A 15775-nucleotide genomic window follows, 5' to 3' on the forward strand; every position below is an offset into this window, starting at 1 on the left:
TATAGGCACGCCGTCCGCGCCGCTCCCAGGCCCTGTGCGCCAAAGAGTCACAGGCGCGCCACCGCGAGAGGAAAGACCCCGCAATGGCCAAGATCAAAGTCGCCAACCCCGTCGTCGACATGGACGGCGATGAAATGACCCGGATCATCTGGAAGCTCATCAAGGATAAGCTGATCTTCCCGTACCTGGACCTGGAGCTCGACTACTACGACCTGTCGGTCGAAAACCGCGACGCCACCAACGACCAGGTCACGATCGACGCGGCCGAGGCGACCAAGAAGCACGGCGTGGCCGTCAAGTGCGCCACCATCACCCCGGACGAAGCCCGGGTGACGGAATTCAATCTGAAGAAGATGTGGAAGTCGCCGAACGGCACGATCCGCAACATCCTGGGCGGCGTGATCTTCCGCGAGCCGATCATCTGCCAGAACGTGCCGCGCCTGGTGCCGGGCTGGACCCAGCCGATCATCGTCGGCCGCCATGCCTTCGGCGACCAGTACAAGGCCACCGACTTCCTGTTCCCGGGCAAGGGCACGCTGTCGATCAAGTTCGTCGGCGACGACGGCCAGACCATCGAGCACGAAGTGTTCAAGAGCCCGTCGGCCGGCGTGGCCATGGGCATGTACAACCTCGACGAGTCGATCCGCGACTTCGCCCACGCCTCGTTCGCCTACGGCCTGAACCGCGGCTATCCGGTCTACCTCTCCACGAAGAACACCATCCTCAAGGCCTATGACGGCCGCTTCAAGGACATCTTCCAGGAGATCTACGACGCCGAATACGCCGAGAAGTTCAAGGCCAAGGGCATCCACTACGAGCACCGTCTGATCGACGACATGGTCGCCTCGGCGCTGAAGTGGTCTGGCGGCTACGTCTGGGCCTGCAAGAACTACGACGGCGACGTGCAGTCGGACATCGTCGCCCAGGGCTTCGGCTCGCTGGGCCTGATGACCTCGGTGCTGATGACCCCGGACGGCAAGACGGTGGAAGCCGAAGCCGCCCACGGCACCGTCACCCGCCACTATCGCCAGCATCAGAAGGGCGAATCGACCTCGACCAACTCGATCGCCTCGATCTTCGCCTGGACCCGTGGCCTGGCCCACCGCGCCAAGCTGGACGACAATGCCGAACTGGCCAAGTTCGCCGCCACCCTGGAGAAGGTCTGCATCGACACCGTCGAGAGCGGCTTCATGACCAAGGACCTGGCCCTGCTGGTCGGCGACAAGCAGTCGTGGCTGACCACCGAAGGCTTCCTCGACAAGATCGACGAGAACCTGAAGAAGGCGATGGCGGCCTAAACCGCGGTCATCGACGGATCACGAAGCGCCCCTCGGGAAACCGGGGGGCGTTTTTCGTTTCCGCCCCCTTTCGTCGCTGTCCGAGGGAGGCGATGAATTGTGGGTTTCCAAACCTCAGGTTTTGAGGGTCTGATATCTTGGAGACATTGGTCAGACCATTTCGACCAGCGAGCGGCGTCCACGTCGCCGAACCCGGGWGAGACGACATGGAAGACTCGGCGAGCCGACGCGCGTTCCTGATGGCGGCTGGAACGGCCGGGGTCGCCTCGGCCATGGCCTCCGGCGCCGCCGCCCAGCCCGTCCAGGAGGTCGCCGCCCCGGGGCCGGCCCTGACGCCGAAGCACAAGATCCGGTTCTCGGTGATCGGCCTGGATCACTACCACATCCTGAGCATGACCGCGGCCGTGAAGCGCGGCGGGGGCGAGCTGGTCAGCGTCTACGCCACCGATCCCAAGCAGATCGCCGACTTCCGCAAGCAGTTCGGCGACGTGCCCCTGGCGCGCAGCGAGGACGAGATCCTACAGGACAAGTCCATCCAGCTGGTCGCCGCCGCGCCCATTCCCGACCAGCGCACCCCGCTGGGCCTGCGGGTCATGGCGGCGGGCAAGGACTATCTGGCCGACAAGCCCGGCATCATCACCCTGGCGCAATTGGCCCAGGTGCGGGCGGCGGTGAAGAAGACCGGCCGCAAGTACGCGATCATGTATTCCGAGCGGCTGGAGGTGCCGGCGGCGATCAAGGCCGGCGAGCTGGTCCAGGCCGGCGCGATCGGCAAGGTCGTCCAGACCGTCAACCTGGCGCCGCACCGGATCGGCACGGGACGGCCCGACTGGTTCTGGGACAAGGCCCGCTACGGCGGCATCCTGACCGACATCGGCTCGCACCAGGCCGACCAGTTCCTGTTCTACACCGGCAGCAGGACCGCCAAGGTGGTCGCCTCGCAGACCGGCAATTTCAACAACACCGACCATCCCAGGTTCGAGGACTTCGGCGACATGACCGCCCTGGGCGACGGCGGCACGGGCTATGTGCGGGTCGACTGGTTCACGCCCGACGGCCTGGGCGTCTGGGGCGACGGCCGGCTGTTCCTGCTGGGAACCGAGGGTTATATCGAGCTGCGCAAATATATCGACCCGCTGGGCCGGCCCGGCGGTAATCACCTGCTGATCGTCGACAAGAAGCAGGCCCGCTACATCGACTGCAGCCAGGTCCAGCTGCCGTTCGGCCCGCAGTTCGTCAGCGACATCGTCGAGCGCACCTCCATCGCCCAGGACCAGGACCAAGCCCTGCTGGCGGCCGAGCTGGTGTTAACGGCCCAGAAGAACGCCACCCGACCGATCACGGCTTGAGGCGCACGCCCATGAGCAAGCTCTCCCGCCGCCATGTCCTGCAGGCCGCCGGCGCGGCCGCGATCGCCTTCCCGACGGTCGTGCCCTCAACGGTGTTCGGCCAGAACGCCCCCAGCAACCGCATCAATGTCGGCGTGATCGGCGCCGGCCGCATCGCCCGCGGCCACGACATGGCCGAGACCTTCAAATACGACCACGCCCAGATCCTGGCCGTCTGCGACCTGGATTCCAAGCGGCTCGCGGCCGGCAAGGYGCTGGTCAACGAGACCTATTCCAAGAAGTTCGGCCGCCCCTGGGACGGCGCGGTCGGTTATGGCGACTATCGCGAGCTGCTGGCGTCCAAGGACATCGACGCGGTGATCATCGCCACGCCCGACCACCAGCACGCCATCCCGGCCGTCCACGCGGTGCGGGCCGGCAAGGACGTCTACCTGCAGAAGCCCGCCTCGATCACCATCGCCGAGGGGCGCTATCTCAGCGACGCGGTGGGCAAGACCGACCGCATCGTCCAGATCGGCTCGCAGCAGCGCTCGCTGAAGCCCTGGCCGCAGTTCCACCGCGCCTGCGAGCTCGTCCGCAACGGCCGCATCGGCGACCTCAAGCATGTGGAGGTCGGCCTGCCGGGCGATCCCTCGGGCCCTGAGGCGCCGCGAATGGCCGTGCCGCCGAACCTGGACTACGACGCCTGGCTCGGCTCCACGCCCGAGGTCTACTACACCGAGCTGCGCGTCCACCCGCAGGACTCGTTCGACCGTCCCGGCTGGCTGCGCTGCGAGCAGTTCGGGGCCGGGATGATCACCGGCTGGGGCGCCCACCATGTCGACACCGCCCACTGGGGCATGGACATGGAGCATTCAGGACCCGTCGAGATCTGGGGCTCGGCCGAGTTCCCGACCAGCGGCCTGTGGAACGTGCACGGCAAGTTCCTGACCCACGCCCGCTACGCCAACGGCGTGACCATGGACATCTCCGGCGACTTCCCCAACGGCGTGAAGTTCATCGGCACGAAGGGCTGGATCTTCGTGGCCCGCGACGCCGCCGTCACGGCCAGCGACCCCAGCTTCGGCGCCAAGCCCCGCCCGGCCTTGGCCGCCAGCGATCCCAAGATCCTGGACAGCGTCATCGGCCCCGACGAGGTCCATCTGCGCCGCTCCGAGGAGCAGCACGGCGACTGGCTGGACTCGATCCGCAGCCGCAAGCCGCCCGCCGCCCCGGTCGAGGTCGGCCACCGCGCCTGCTCGACCTGCCTGCTGCACCACGCCGCCATGAAGACGCGCCGGCGGCTGCACTGGGATCCCAAGGCCGAGCGCTTCATCGGCGACGACGCCGCCAACGCCCTGCTCAGCCGCCCGCAACGCGCGCCCTACACGTTCTGAGGACCCCGCCATGAAGATCACCAAGCGCGACATCGCGGTCGCCGCCGGCGCGGCCGTCCTGACCCTGGCGGGCGTCGCGGTCGCCCAGGCTCCGAAACCAGCCCTGCTCGGCCCTTCGGTGTTCACCTGGGAGGACCTGAAGCCGCACGACACCGACGTCGGGACCTACGCCCAGATCACCAAGGGCCCGACCGCGACCCTGGAGGAGCTGGAGATGCACGTCACCAGGCTGCGGCCCGGGACCAGCTCGCATCCGCCGCACACCCATCCCAACGAGGAGCTGGTCATCATCCGCGAGGGCCAGGTCGAGACCCTGTCCGGCGGCGTCTGGAAGAAGGTCGGCCCCGGCGGCGTGATCTTCAACCCCTCCAACAGTCCGCACGCCCTGCGCAACATCGGGACGACCGACGCCGTCTATCACGTCATCAACTGGAAATCGGCCGCCCCTACCGGACGCTGACGGACCGTCCCGCGCCCGTCGCTTCGGCGTTCGTCCCGCGCCGCGCGAGAAACCTTGCGGCGCGCCGGGGATTAGGGTGTCTATGCGAACCTTAACCTTCTTCGCGCGGGGGCGGCGATGACTGTGCAAAAACGGATCTGGGACCTGCTGGTCCTGGGCATCGTGGTCTTCGCCGTCGCCTTCGCCACCGCGCCCTGGTTCGCTTTCCGCGCCCTCAAGGCCGCCGCCCAGTACGAGGACGTGCAGGCGATCAGCGAACTGGTCGACTTCCCGGCCGTCCGGGGCAGCCTGACCGCCGAGCTGGACGAGAAGACGCCGGCCGCCGCCGCGCCGGCCGAGCCGCCCTCGCTGTGGCGCGACCCGCTGGGCGTCTTCAAGCGGGCCATCGCGCCGATCGCCCCGCCCGAGCCCAAGGTCGACCGCTACCTGACCATCCAGGGGCTGTCGGCCCTGACCCGCGGCTACGCGCCCGGCGCGGCGCCGCCCGTCCCGCCCAAGCCGGCCACGGCCATGGACAAGGCCAAGGCCGCCGTGGCCGGTCCCCACGCCATGATCGCCTATTGGGACCCCAACCGCGTACGGATCAGCGTCAAGCGCCCCGGCCAGCCGGCCAGGATCACGGTCTTCACCTTCCGGCGCGACAAGCTGTTCACCTGGCGGCTGGTGCATATCCGCCTGCCTCTGGACGAGCGCTGAGCCGGTCCTGACCCCGCCATGCGACGAGCGCCGCTGGACCGCCCGCCTTCGCCGGTGGTATCGAGCCTTGCCTTGTTTCCGCCCCGACTCTCTTCCGGGCGTCAATCCCGCCGGACGGCGCGCTTATCGCCGCCCCGCAGTTCCATGGTAGCGCCTTGATCCATCTCCTGCTCGACGTGCCGCAGCGGGTCTTGCCGTTCTTCCTGCTGGTCGCGGCGGGCGTCACCCTGGCCCGGCTGCGGCTGTTCGACGCCCGGATGTCGGCGGGCCTGTCGTCCTATGTCTACTGGATCGGCTTCCCGGCCCTGCTGGTGCACTCGCTGTCGCGGGTCGGCGCGCCCGATCGGTCCCTGGCCCTGGGGCTGGCCGCCTACGGCGCCTGCGCCCTGCTGGTCGTGGTGCTGATGGCCGCCATCGGCGGCGCCCTCAAATGGACGCGCGAGGAACGGGCCGGCGGCTCGCTGTCGGCCAGCCTGGGCAACAGCGCCTTCCTGGGATTGCCGATCGCCGCCACCGTGCTGGGCCCAGAGGCCGCGCGGCTGTCGGCCGGCGCCGTCGCCGTGGACTTCGTCGTCGTGGCGGCCATCGGCGTGGGCCTGCTGGGCTGGGCCGGCGGCCGCTCGACCTGGCGCTCGCTGATGCAGGCCCTGCGCAATCCCATCGTTCTGGCGGCCATGACCGGGTCGGCCATGGCCCTGCTGGGCCTGTCCCTGCCCGGCGTGCTGGACCGGGCGGTGGCCGCCGCGGCCGCCTCGGGCAGCCCCGTGGCCCTGGTCGCCCTCGGCGTCGCCCTGGGCCTGACCGGCCTTCCCGCCGCCGGCGTCCCCTGCGAACCGAGCGAGGAAGAGCCCCCGCCGATCCCGCGCTGGACGCCGATCATCGTCGCCGCCGTCGGCAAACTGCTGGTGCTGCCGCTGCTCGTCTGGTTCGCCGCGGACCTGGTCGACGCCCCCCTGCCCTTCCGCCTGGGCGCGACCCTGCTGGCCGCCACCCCGACGGCGGTCAACGTCTTCATCCAGACCAAGGCCTACAGCGTGTTCGAGCGCGGCGGGGCGCGGATCGTGGCCCTGACCACCGCCGTCTCCTGCGTCAGCCTGTCGGCGATCGCGATCCTGCTGGAACGATACGCGGGGGTGTGACGGCCTCCAGGGCGGCGGTGTCGCTCTCGTCCTTAAGACCCACCCCGGTCAGCCCCAGCCGCAGGGCCTCGCGGGCGTGCCAGGCCAGCTTGAACGCCGCCGCGTCGTAGCTCAGCCCCTCCGCCCGGATGTTCGAGACGCAGTTGCGCTCGGCGTCGCTGCGCCCGACCTTAGGCGCGAAGGTGATGTAGGCCCCCAGACTGTCGGGCGACGACAGGCCCGGCCGCTCGCCGACCAGCAGGATCATCAGCCGCGCGCCCAGCAGTTCGCCGACCGCGTCGCCCAGCGCCACGCGGGCCTGACGAGCGACGACCACCGGGGCCAGCCGCCAGCCMGCCGTCCTCACCGCCGGCAGCAGGGCCTCGACCAGGGGCGCGGCGTGGGCGTGGACGGCGGTGCTGGACAGGCCGTCGGCGACCACGATCGCCAGGTCGCAGGCCCCGCGCGTCCGGGCCACCAGGGCGGCGCGGCCCGTCTCCGACAAGGTCCGCCCCAGGTCCGGCCGGCGCATGTACGAGGCCCGGTCCGGCGCGGCGCTGTCGACGATCACCGTCTGCAGGCCCAGGGCCTGGATCGCTTCCGCCGTCGCCTCGGCCTCGAACGGCGCATGGACGGCGTCKCGGGCCTGGGCGTGGGCCAGGGCGAAGCCCAGCACCTCGGTCGTCGGCAGGCTGGAGCCCGTCCGCCCCAGGGCGATGCGAGCGGGGGTATGGCGGCGCAGGGCGGTCCAGGGATCGGGCGTGACGCCTGGACGTGAAGGGGGGGCGCTCATCCGACGCTTCCGGCGGTCAGCAGCGGATGGCCGGCGACCCGGGGGGCCAGCCGTCCGTCGGCCCCGACGATCCGCGCCCGCTCCAGCCAGGCCTCGAACTCCGGCGCGCGCTTCAGGCCGAGCAACTCGCGGATGTAGAGGGCGTCGTGGAACGAGGTGGACTGGTAGTTCAGCATCACGTCGTCGGCGCCCGGCACGCCCATGACGAAGGTGACGCCCGCCGTGGCCAGCAGGGTCAGCAGGCTGTCCATGTCGTCCTGGTCGGCCTCGGCGTGGTTGGTGTAGCAGACGTCCACTCCCAACGGCGCGCCCAGCAGCTTGCCGCAGAAGTGGTCCTCCAGCCCGGCCCGGATGATCTGCTTGCCGTCATAGAGGTATTCGGGGCCGATGAAGCCGACCACGCTGTTGACCAGCAACGGCTCGAACGCCCGGGCCACGCCGTACGCCCGGGCCTCGAGGGTCTGCTGGTCAACGCCGTGATGCGCGCCGGCCGACAGGGCCGAGCCCTGGCCGGTCTCGAAATACATGACGTTGTCGCCGACTGTCCCCCGGTTCAGCGACCGTCCCGCCTCCAGCCCCTCGCGCAGCAGGTCCAGGGTGACGCCGAAGCTGGCGTTGGCGGCTTGCGTCCCCGCGATCGACTGGAACACCAGGTCGACCGGCGCGCCGCGCTCGATCAGCTGGATCGCCGTGGTCACGTGGGTCAGGACGCAGGATTGGGTGGGGATCTCGAACCGCCGGATCAGGTCGTCCATCAGCCGGGTCAGGTCGCCCAGCACCGACAGGCTGTCGCTGGCCGGGTTGATCCCGATCACCGCGTCGCCGCAGCCGTACAGCAGGCCGTCCAGGATCGAGGCGGTGATCCCGGCCGGGTCGTCGGTCGGATGGTTGGGCTGCAGCCGAACGGCCATGGTCCCGGCCAGGCCGATGGTGTTGCGGAACCGCGTCGTCACCCGGCACTTCGAAGCCGCCAGGATCAGGTCCTGGTTGCGCATCAGCTTGCTGACCGCCGCGGCCATCTCAGGCGTCAGGCCCGGCGCCAGGGCGGCCAGGGCGGCGGGCGTCGCCAGCTCCGAAAGCAGCCAGTCGCGGAACCCGCCCACGGTCAGCGAGGCCACCGGCGCGAAGGCCGCTGCGTCGTGGCCGTCGAGGATCAGGCGCGTGACCTCGTCGGTCTCGTAGGGCACCAGGGCTTGGTCCAGGAAAGTCTTCAGCGGCAGGTCGGCCAGGGCCGTCTTGGCCGCGACATTCTGCTGGGCGCTGGTCGCGGCGATCCCGGCCAGGGCGTCGCCCGAACGCGGCGGCGAGGCCTTGGCCATCAGGTCGGCCAGGGTCTCGAAGGTCCAGGTGGTTCCGCCCAGGGTCGCGCGATAGGCCATGCGGTGAAGGTGGCGCCGATGGGCGCGGCTGGGAAGCGGACGGCGCGGGACGGAGGCTTTCGAGGGCCGTCTGCCGGTTCGGCGGGCGCCCGTCTACGACCATCGCGGCCTTGCGCCGACAACGCTGTCAGCTACCTTGCCGGCGGCCTCGGAGAAGGGGCGCGGGAGGATCCATGTTCAAGACCCTGGCCTTCACCCTGGCTCTGGCCGCCACGCCCGCCCTCGCCGCGCCCAGTTCGCCCCTGACCCTGACCGACGTCCCTAAGGCCGCCGGCCCGGCGACCGTGCTGTTCAACGGCAAAGACCTGAAGGACTGGGACGCCTGGCTGGGCTATGCCGACCCGGCCCTGACCTACAAGCGGCCCGCCATCGCCCCGATCGGCGTGGGCGCTCAGAGCGCCGACATCTTCAAGGTGGTGGTCGAGGACGGCCGCCCGGCGCTCTACGTCAACGGCAAGGTTTGGGGCAGCTTGGTCCACCGCGGCGACTTCCACGACTATCACCTGCGTCTGCAATACAAGTGGGGCAAGGGCCGCTGGGCGCCGCGCGAGACCCAGGCGCCCAATAACGGCCTGCTCTATCACAGCCACGGCGCGCCGGGCGCGGTGTGGGGCACCTGGAGCCAGGCGGTGGAGTTCGAGATCATGACCGGCTCGATCGGCATGGTCGTGCCGGTGGGCGAGGCGATCAGCGCCACGACCACCGCCGTCGACGATCCCGCCCTGATCCCGCCCAAGCTGCGGTTCGCGCCCGACGGCCGCGTCCAGACGGTCAAGGGCGGTACGGCGAACTGGAACGTCGAGGCCTATCGCGACGCCGAGAAGCCGGCCGGCGAATGGAACACCCTGGACCTCTACGTGCTGGGTGACCGCGCGATCCATGTAGTCAATGGCGTGCCGGTGCTGGAGGTCCGCGACTTGAAGGCCGACGGCGCGCCCCTGACCCACGGCGCGATCCAGTTGCAGTCGGAGGGGGCCGAGACCTTCTTCCGCGACATCGTGCTGGAGCCGATCACCAGCCTGCCGAAGGTGGCGGCGCCCTAGCCCTACCCGAACACCGCCACGCTGAAGACCATGTTGGCGATGGCCGCGAAGCCCAGCAGCAGCAGGCCCAGCGAGACCATGAACGTGATCGAGACCGGGAAGCGGCTGTCCCCGTGGATCAGCCCCTGACGCTTCATCTCGTGCCGGGTCTTCTTCAGCTCCATCATGAACTGCACGTGATGGACCATGCCGACGATCAGCATGACGATGCCCAGCAGCACCAGGATGATGCCGAAATTGCGAGGCGCGTTGGGATTGGCGATAGCCCCCGCGTCGTGGAACTTCTGGAACGTCTGGTAGATCGTGAAGCCGAAGCCGATCAGCGACAGCGAGGTGCGGATCACCGACATCAGGGTGCGGTCGTCGCTCATCCGCGTGCGCTGGAACGACATGCCGGTGCGCCGCATCGACATCTCGGTGCGGTGGGTCGAGAGGTCGGTCCGGAAGGTCGACAGGTCGGTGCGGTATTCCGACAGGTCGGTCCGGTGCTCCGACAGCTGGGTCCGGAAGGTCGAGAGCTTGGTGCGGTGGGTGGAATACTGGGTCGAGGCGACCTCGGGCTTGTCGCTGACCTGCGGCAGCGGCGGCACGGGCGGCAGCTCGATCCGCGCGGGGCGCTTGGGGACGCTGTTGGCCGGCTTGTTGGACATGGTGATGCGCATCCCGGCGAGTTGGCGGTCGGACGCGAGAGTCGCGGGGCCGAGGGCCAGGGTCCATCCGGGTTTCCCCTAGTTCGCCGTGACGCGGTTCCCTGAGGCGCTCGATGAGGCGCTTGATGCGGCGCTCGCCACGCTGTGCGTCGCCAGATAGCCGGCCACCGCCTGGGCCATGGCCCGTGAGGCCCGGGCGTCGGGGTGGCGGTTGTGGGGGATCAGCCAGGCGGGATCGATGCGCACGATCACATAGGGCAGGCCCGCCTCGTCCAGGACGCGGCGGCGCAGCCGCGCCTCGACCGGGGTCTCCGGGCGCAGTTGCGGCACGAGGATCAGCGGAACCGCACCTCGACGCCGGGCCAGGGCGACCGTGTCGGCCAGGGCGGCCCGGCTGGTGGCCACGCCGCGGTCGATGTCGCGTTCCGAGCGGTAGGGCACGGCCCGCCGCGCCACCTCGGCCAGCTTCAGCGAGCGGACCGGCGGCCGCCAGGTCAGGTCGGGGTCCAGATGCGGGCGGTCGACGTCCAGCGTCCGCCGCAGCAGCGACGGCATGAACAGGGCGACCACCGCCACCGGCTTCTGGAAGCCGGCCCACTCGTCACGCAGCCGCAGATAGGACTGGTCGGTRGCGTAGCCCTCGACGGCCAGGTTGGCGCTCTGAACGCCGGTCAGGGCCTCGACCTGGGCGGGCAGCGACTCCGCCCAGGTCAGGCCGTGGCCGACCATCACGGACTCGCCGGTGAACAGGATGGTCGGCCGGGCCAGGTCCACCCGATCGCCCAGGCGGCGGACGCGATGGCCCTGGGCGTCGAAGGCGTAGGCGATCCGCCGGCCGCCCAGCGGCTTGCCCAGGCCCTCGCGGGAGGGGTCGAACACCCAGCCCAGGCGGGGATCGCGATGGCGCAGCGGCTCGCGCCGGGCGGGCACCTCCTGCGTCCCCAGCCAGGGCAGGCGCGACAGCAGGAACTCGCTGGCTGCCAGCGACAGCACCACGGCCAGGGCGAGCGGCCCGACGTCGTAGGCCAGGCGGGCCAGGGTCGTGCGCTCCAGCCTCCGCCCGGCCCACGGCCGCACGACGAAGACCAGCGCCAGGCCCAGGGCCGCCGCCGCCCCGCGCAGGAGGTTCAGGATCAGCACCTGCCGTTCGCGAGGGGTGTAGAAGTCCGGCAGCACGTGGCGGTCCAGCCAGTGCGTGTCGGCCGCCGCCGCCCAGCCCAGCAGGGCCAGGCCGAGCAGGGCCACGATCAGCTCGGCCGCCAGGCGGCGCGCCCTCGACGGCGCCGCGACGGGGCCTTCGGCCCGCTCAGCCAAGTGTTGATCCTCCCTCGCGGATGCTGTTGGATGACCGCCAGAAGGGACCCTGCCCCATGCAATCCCCGCTGTCATCGGTCCACCGATGGGTCTGGCGCGACGCCCGGCGGCGCGCCAACAACCTCCTGCGCTTCGCCGAGGTCGAGGCGGACGGGGGTCGCGACCTGGTCCGGGCCGCCGAGCAGACCAAGGACCCCCTCCTCCGCCGCCTGTTCCTGGTCCACGCCCTGGACGAGCAGCGCCACGCCGGCCTGTTCCGCCAGCGCGGCCTGGCCCTGATGGCCGCCCTGCCGCCAGGCCCCGAGACGGAGGGCCGAGCCGACTGGCTGGCCCCGGGCGAGCGCGGCCTGGACGACCTGCGCGTCGAGCAGGAGCGAGACGGGGCGCTGCTGGCCTTCCTGCACCTGTCGGAAAAGGCCGCCGCCCGCGACTTCACCCATTACATCGCCGTGCTCGACGGCGACCCGCCGACCCGCGAGGTCTTCGAGAAGGTCTGCCACGACGAGGCGTTCCACATGAATTACACCCACGCCCAACTGCTGCGGGTCGCGCCGAAGGACCACGGACGCCTGCTGTGGATGGCCCGCCTGCGCCGCCTGTGGTCGCTGTACCTGCGCTTCGCCGGGGCCCTGGCCGGCGTGATCGGCACGGTGGTGCTGACCCTGCAGTACTTCGTGCTGCTGCCGCCCTTCGCCTTGGCCGCCCGCCGCGCCCAACGCCGCGAGCCCGAGGGCTGGACCCCCATCGCCGCCGAGCGCAACGGCGCGGCCCTGAAACGGCAATACTGATGAGGATCCTCGGCGTCTCGGCCCACTATCACGACGCCGCCGCGGCCCTGGTGGTTGACGGCCTGCCGGTCGGGGCCGTGCAGCAGGAGCGCCTGTCGCGCCGCAAGAACGACGCGGCCTTCCCGCTGGAGGCCATCGAGTGGTGCCTGGACAGCGCGGGCCTGGAGCCCGACGACCTGGACGCCGTGGTCTTCTACGAGCGGCCGATGCTGAAGTTCGACCGCATCCTGATCAGCGCCCTGCGCGCCTTCCCCCACGGCCGGGGCGCCTTCGCCCACGCCATGAAGAACAGCCTGGGCGAGAAGGCCTGGGTGCGCGGCCTGATCACCGCCCAGCTGGGCGTGCGCCGCGACAAGGTGTTGTTCACCGAGCACCACCAGTCGCACGCCGCCGCGGCCTTCCTGACCGCTCCCACCCGCCACGCGGCGATCATGACCACCGACGGGGTCGGCGAATGGGCCACCCTGACCGTGGGACGGGGCCAGAGGACGTTGAACGGCCCGACCAGCATCGTCCTCGACCGCGAGGTGCGGTTCCCCCACTCGCTGGGCATGCTGTACTCGACCTTCACCGCCTATCTGGGCTTCGCGGTCAACGAGGGCGAGTACAAGGTCATGGGCCTGGCCGCCTATGGCCGCCCGACGATGGTCGACCAGGTCCGCCGGGTGATCCGCCGCACCGGCGACGGGGCCTTCGCCCTGGAGCTGGACTATTTCGCCTTCCACACGACGGTGGCGCGGTCCTATTCGAAGCGGTTCGTCGAGCTGTTCGGTCCGCCCCGCCAGGCCTACGAGCCCATCGACCTGGCCACGCCCGAGGGCCGCCGCTTCGCCGACATCGCCGCCAGCGTCCAGGCCGTGCTGGAGGAGATCCTGGTCGACATGACCCGCCGCCTCCACGCCGAGACCGGCCTCCCCGACCTGTGCCTGGGCGGCGGGGTGGCGCTGAACGGCGTGGCCAACGCCCGCATCCTGGCCGAGAGCGGCTTTGAGCGGCTGTTCGTGCCGCCCGCCCCCGGCGACGCCGGCTCGGCCCTGGGGGCGGCGCTCTACGCCGACCGCATCCACTTCGGCAACCCGGACCGCGACGTGCCCGACCATCCGTTCTGGGGTCCCTCGATCGACGACGCCGAGCTGGCCCGCCTGGCCGGCGAGGACGGCCTGCCGGTCGCCACCCTCGACGAAGCCGCCCTGATCGAGCAGACCGCCGACGACCTGGCGGCCGATCGCGTCGTCGGCTGGATGGAGGGCGCCACCGAGTTCGGCCCCCGGGCCCTGGGTCACCGCAGCATCCTCACCGCGCCGCACGACGCCGCCATGCGCGACCGGCTGAACCGCGACATCAAGTACCGCGAGGAGTTCCGCCCCTTCGCCCCCGTGGTGCCGATCGAGGCGGCCGACCGCTATTTCGAGCTGCCCCCCGGCGGGGCGCGGCTGGCGCGGTTCATGTCCGGCGTCTTCCCGGTGCGCCCCGAATGGCGCGAGCGGCTGGCGGCGGTCACCCACGTGGACGGCACCGCCCGGGTCCAGACCGTCGAGCGCGACATGGCCCCGCGACTGCACGCCCTGCTGGAGGCCTACGGCCGCCGCTCGGGCATGCCGGTGCTGCTGAACACTTCGTTCAACCTGGCCGGCGAGCCGATCGTCAACCGGGTGGTCGAGGGCTATTCCACGTTCCGGCGCTGCGGGATCGACGTCCTGGTCGTCGGCCGGTCCCGGATCGTCAAGCGCGCCCTGGCGCAGGCTTCCCCCAAAGAACCGAATGAACCACAGGAGGAACTCGCATGATCCGCCGTCGTGGACGCATCCATCGCCAGATGATCTTGCTGGGCAGCATGGCCGGCTCGACCGCCGACCTGGTCAAGGGTCTCTGGCGCGACCGCTTGGGCCGCCGCTGGCTGGCGCCCCTGGCCGTCTTCCTGTGCCTGACCGGCGCGATCCTGATCCTGGCCGTCACCGTCGAGGCCCTGGCGCCGTTCGTCTACGCGATCTTCTGAGCGTGGACGACGCGCCCAGCGCCGAGCTGCGCGCCCTGCTGGCCTGCCCGGTTTGCGGGGGCGCCCTGGCGGCCGACTGGGCCTGCCGGGGCTGCGGCGCCCGCTACGGCGCGGCGGGCGGCGTGGTCGACCTGCGCCTGCCGGGCGACGCCCGCACCGAAGCCGTCCGCGCCTTCTACGGCCACGCCCCCTTCCCCGGCTATCCGCCGCGCGACAGCCTGGACGGCCTGCGCGCCCGGGCCGAGCGCAGCCCCTTCGCCCGCCTGCTGGACCGCGCCATCCCCGGAGACGCCAGGATCGTCGAGGTCGGTTGCGGCACCGGCCAGATGAGCCTGTACCTGGCCCGCGCCGACCGACTGGTGGTGGGCGCCGACCTGACCCGCGCCTCGCTGGACCTGGGCGCGGCGGCCGCCCGCCGGTTCGGCTCGCGGAACGTTGCGTTCGTCGAAACCGACCTCAACGCCCCGGGCCTGGCCGAGGGGGCGTTCGACGTGGTGGTGAGCCTGGGCGTGCTGCACCATACGCCCGACCCGAGGGCGGCCTTCGCTCGACTGGTGCGGCTGGCCAGGCCGGACGGCGGCATGGTCGTGCTGGGCCTCTACAACGCTGTCGCCAGGCTGCCCTTGCGGCTGAGACGCACCGTCGCCCGTCTGACCGGCTTCCGCTGGATCCCCTTCGACCCGGTGCTGCGCTCCCGCGAAGCCGAACCCGACCGCCACGCCGCCTGGCTGCGCGACCAGTACCGGCACCCGGAGGAGCACCGGCACACCCACGGCGAGGTGCTGAGGTGGTTCGCCGAGACCGGTGTCGACTATGTGCGGGCCTATCCCAGCACCCTGATCGGCGACGAGCCCGACGACCTGTTCGAACCGGCGGCCGACAACTGGAGATTCGAGGCCTGGCTCAGCCAGGTGGGCTGGATGAAGACGCTGGGGCATGAGGGCGGGTTGTTCGTGATGGTGGGACGGCGCGGGCCGTAGCTCACCCCCTTGCCCCCACCTGACCGCTTCKCGGTCTTTCCGCCCCCATAGGGGGCGGAGGCCGAAACGCGGACCCTCTTCCCCCTCTGGGGGAAGACGATCGCGAAGCCATCCGTAGGGGGCAAGTGTTCACCGGCACGACCTTTCGTCATCGCGCTCTCGCTGCGAAGTTTGGGAAGGGTGCGAAGCGCCCGGGCCTCGCCCGGAGTAGCTTTGATGTTGATACCGTTTCGACGAAGTCAGAGCGCTTCGCGCGGAGCCGTTATCCGGAAGCCTTCGGATCGCGGATTTTTAACCCGCTCCGATGGAGGCCCCCCACGGGCGGAAGGTTGGCGCCTTCCGGACCGCCTGGGCGATTTCAGCCCAGGCCTGTCGGCTTGGTCCGCCCCCCCGAGCGCCGGAGCTTCGTCGCGACTGAGGCGAACCTGCTCCAACTCCAACCCAGGGCGTCCTTGTGGGACACGACGGACTAAGCCTTMCCGCTCGTCCACCCCTGAAAGCCGTTCGGTCGCCGGCCGACGCCCTTCCCATGCTT

15 protein-coding genes are annotated in these 15775 nt (G+C 70.6%); 11 read left to right on the forward strand and 4 right to left on the reverse strand.

Going from position 1 to position 15775, the window contains the following annotated elements; all coding sequences use genetic code 11:
* The first annotated feature begins 83 nt into the window (after window positions 1–83).
* The 6 genes from AC1U89_RS19655 (at window position 84) to AC1U89_RS19680 (ending at window position 6318) form a co-directional block, all read left to right on the forward strand.
* Complete coding sequence (locus AC1U89_RS19655; RefSeq protein ID WP_479901338.1) at window positions 84–1298, forward strand: NADP-dependent isocitrate dehydrogenase; 1215 nt, start codon at window positions 84–86, stop codon at window positions 1296–1298.
* A 206-nt stretch (window positions 1299–1504) separates the two neighbouring features.
* Window positions 1505–2647, forward strand: a complete 1143-nt coding sequence (locus tag AC1U89_RS19660) for a Gfo/Idh/MocA family protein (RefSeq protein WP_479901339.1) — start codon at window positions 1505–1507, stop codon at window positions 2645–2647.
* 11 nt (window positions 2648–2658) lie between these two features.
* Window positions 2659–4023: a Gfo/Idh/MocA family protein gene (locus AC1U89_RS19665; RefSeq protein ID WP_479901340.1), complete on the forward strand. Its 1365-nt coding sequence runs from the start codon at window positions 2659–2661 to the stop codon at window positions 4021–4023.
* 10 nt (window positions 4024–4033) lie between these two features.
* Window positions 4034–4483: a cupin domain-containing protein gene (locus tag AC1U89_RS19670; RefSeq protein WP_479901341.1), complete on the forward strand. Its 450-nt coding sequence runs from the start codon at window positions 4034–4036 to the stop codon at window positions 4481–4483.
* A 117-nt stretch (window positions 4484–4600) separates the two neighbouring features.
* On the forward strand, window positions 4601–5179 hold the full coding sequence (locus tag AC1U89_RS19675; RefSeq protein ID WP_479901342.1) for a DUF2939 domain-containing protein: 579 nt from the start codon (window positions 4601–4603) through the stop codon (window positions 5177–5179).
* 155 nt (window positions 5180–5334) lie between these two features.
* Complete coding sequence (locus tag AC1U89_RS19680; protein WP_479901343.1) at window positions 5335–6318, forward strand: AEC family transporter; 984 nt, start codon at window positions 5335–5337, stop codon at window positions 6316–6318.
* Here the strand turns inward: AC1U89_RS19680 and eutC are convergent.
* Both eutC and AC1U89_RS19690 read right to left on the reverse strand, forming a co-directional pair.
* Complete coding sequence (gene eutC, locus AC1U89_RS19685; RefSeq protein WP_479901344.1) at window positions 6269–7090, reverse strand: ethanolamine ammonia-lyase subunit EutC; 822 nt, start codon at window positions 7088–7090, stop codon at window positions 6269–6271. The two genes, AC1U89_RS19680 and eutC, sit on opposite strands and share 50 nt — an antisense overlap.
* Window positions 7087–8469, reverse strand: a complete 1383-nt coding sequence (locus tag AC1U89_RS19690; protein ID WP_479901345.1) for an ethanolamine ammonia-lyase subunit EutB — start codon at window positions 8467–8469, stop codon at window positions 7087–7089. The genes eutC and AC1U89_RS19690 overlap by 4 nt, the downstream gene beginning before the upstream one ends.
* A 173-nt stretch (window positions 8470–8642) precedes the next feature.
* On the opposite strand from AC1U89_RS19690, the gene AC1U89_RS19695 reads away from it, so the two are divergent.
* Window positions 8643–9512: a 3-keto-disaccharide hydrolase gene (locus AC1U89_RS19695; protein ID WP_479901346.1), complete on the forward strand. Its 870-nt coding sequence runs from the start codon at window positions 8643–8645 to the stop codon at window positions 9510–9512.
* Between the two features lie 2 nt (window positions 9513–9514).
* Here AC1U89_RS19695 and AC1U89_RS19700 read toward each other — a convergent pair whose 3' ends face one another.
* Both AC1U89_RS19700 and AC1U89_RS19705 read right to left on the reverse strand, forming a co-directional pair.
* Window positions 9515–10162 carry a YidH family protein gene (locus AC1U89_RS19700; RefSeq protein ID WP_479901347.1) on the reverse strand — a complete coding sequence of 216 codons (648 nt, stop codon included), beginning with the start codon at window positions 10160–10162 and terminating at the stop codon, window positions 9515–9517.
* Window positions 10163–10240: 78 nt separating this feature from the next.
* Entirely contained in the window at window positions 10241–11476 is a 1236-nt protein-coding gene (locus tag AC1U89_RS19705) for a hypothetical protein (protein WP_479901348.1), read from the reverse strand.
* 56 nt (window positions 11477–11532) lie between these two features.
* On the opposite strand from AC1U89_RS19705, the gene AC1U89_RS19710 reads away from it, so the two are divergent.
* The 4 genes from AC1U89_RS19710 to AC1U89_RS19725 are packed head-to-tail and all read left to right on the forward strand — an operon-like array spanning window position 11533 to window position 15240.
* Entirely contained in the window at window positions 11533–12264 is a 732-nt protein-coding gene (locus AC1U89_RS19710) for a ferritin-like domain-containing protein (protein WP_479901349.1), read from the forward strand.
* On the forward strand, window positions 12264–14051 hold the full coding sequence (locus AC1U89_RS19715; RefSeq protein ID WP_479901350.1) for a carbamoyltransferase family protein: 1788 nt from the start codon (window positions 12264–12266) through the stop codon (window positions 14049–14051). The genes AC1U89_RS19710 and AC1U89_RS19715 overlap by 1 nt, the downstream gene beginning before the upstream one ends.
* Complete coding sequence (locus tag AC1U89_RS19720; protein ID WP_479901351.1) at window positions 14048–14260, forward strand: DUF5989 family protein; 213 nt, start codon at window positions 14048–14050, stop codon at window positions 14258–14260. The genes AC1U89_RS19715 and AC1U89_RS19720 overlap by 4 nt, the downstream gene beginning before the upstream one ends.
* 2 nt (window positions 14261–14262) lie before the next feature.
* A complete protein-coding gene (locus AC1U89_RS19725) occupies window positions 14263–15240 on the forward strand; it encodes a methyltransferase domain-containing protein (RefSeq protein ID WP_479901352.1) in 978 nt (325 codons plus the stop codon).
* Window positions 15241–15775: the final 535 nt, after the last annotated feature.

The sequence above is a fragment of the Caulobacter sp. 05T431 genome, from assembly GCF_056665975.1.

Bases quoted from the DNA above. Each gene is read 5' to 3' on its own strand.
- AC1U89_RS19720 (WP_479901351.1), top strand. From the start codon at position 14,048: ATGATCCGCCGTCGTGGACGCATCCATCGCCAGATGATCTTGCTGGGC.
- AC1U89_RS19655 (WP_479901338.1), top strand. From the start codon at position 84: ATGGCCAAGATCAAAGTCGCCAACCCCGTCGTCGACATGGACGGCGAT.
- AC1U89_RS19695 (WP_479901346.1), top strand. From the start codon at position 8,643: ATGTTCAAGACCCTGGCCTTCACCCTGGCTCTGGCCGCCACGCCCGCC.
- AC1U89_RS19690 (WP_479901345.1), bottom strand. From the start codon at position 8,469: ATGGCCTATCGCGCGACCCTGGGCGGAACCACCTGGACCTTCGAGACC.
- AC1U89_RS19675 (WP_479901342.1), top strand. From the start codon at position 4,601: ATGACTGTGCAAAAACGGATCTGGGACCTGCTGGTCCTGGGCATCGTG.
- AC1U89_RS19700 (WP_479901347.1), bottom strand. From the start codon at position 10,162: ATGTCCAACAAGCCGGCCAACAGCGTCCCCAAGCGCCCCGCGCGGATC.
- AC1U89_RS19670 (WP_479901341.1), top strand. From the start codon at position 4,034: ATGAAGATCACCAAGCGCGACATCGCGGTCGCCGCCGGCGCGGCCGTC.
- AC1U89_RS19660 (WP_479901339.1), top strand. From the start codon at position 1,505: ATGGAAGACTCGGCGAGCCGACGCGCGTTCCTGATGGCGGCTGGAACG.
- AC1U89_RS19710 (WP_479901349.1), top strand. From the start codon at position 11,533: ATGCAATCCCCGCTGTCATCGGTCCACCGATGGGTCTGGCGCGACGCC.
- AC1U89_RS19715 (WP_479901350.1), top strand. From the start codon at position 12,264: ATGAGGATCCTCGGCGTCTCGGCCCACTATCACGACGCCGCCGCGGCC.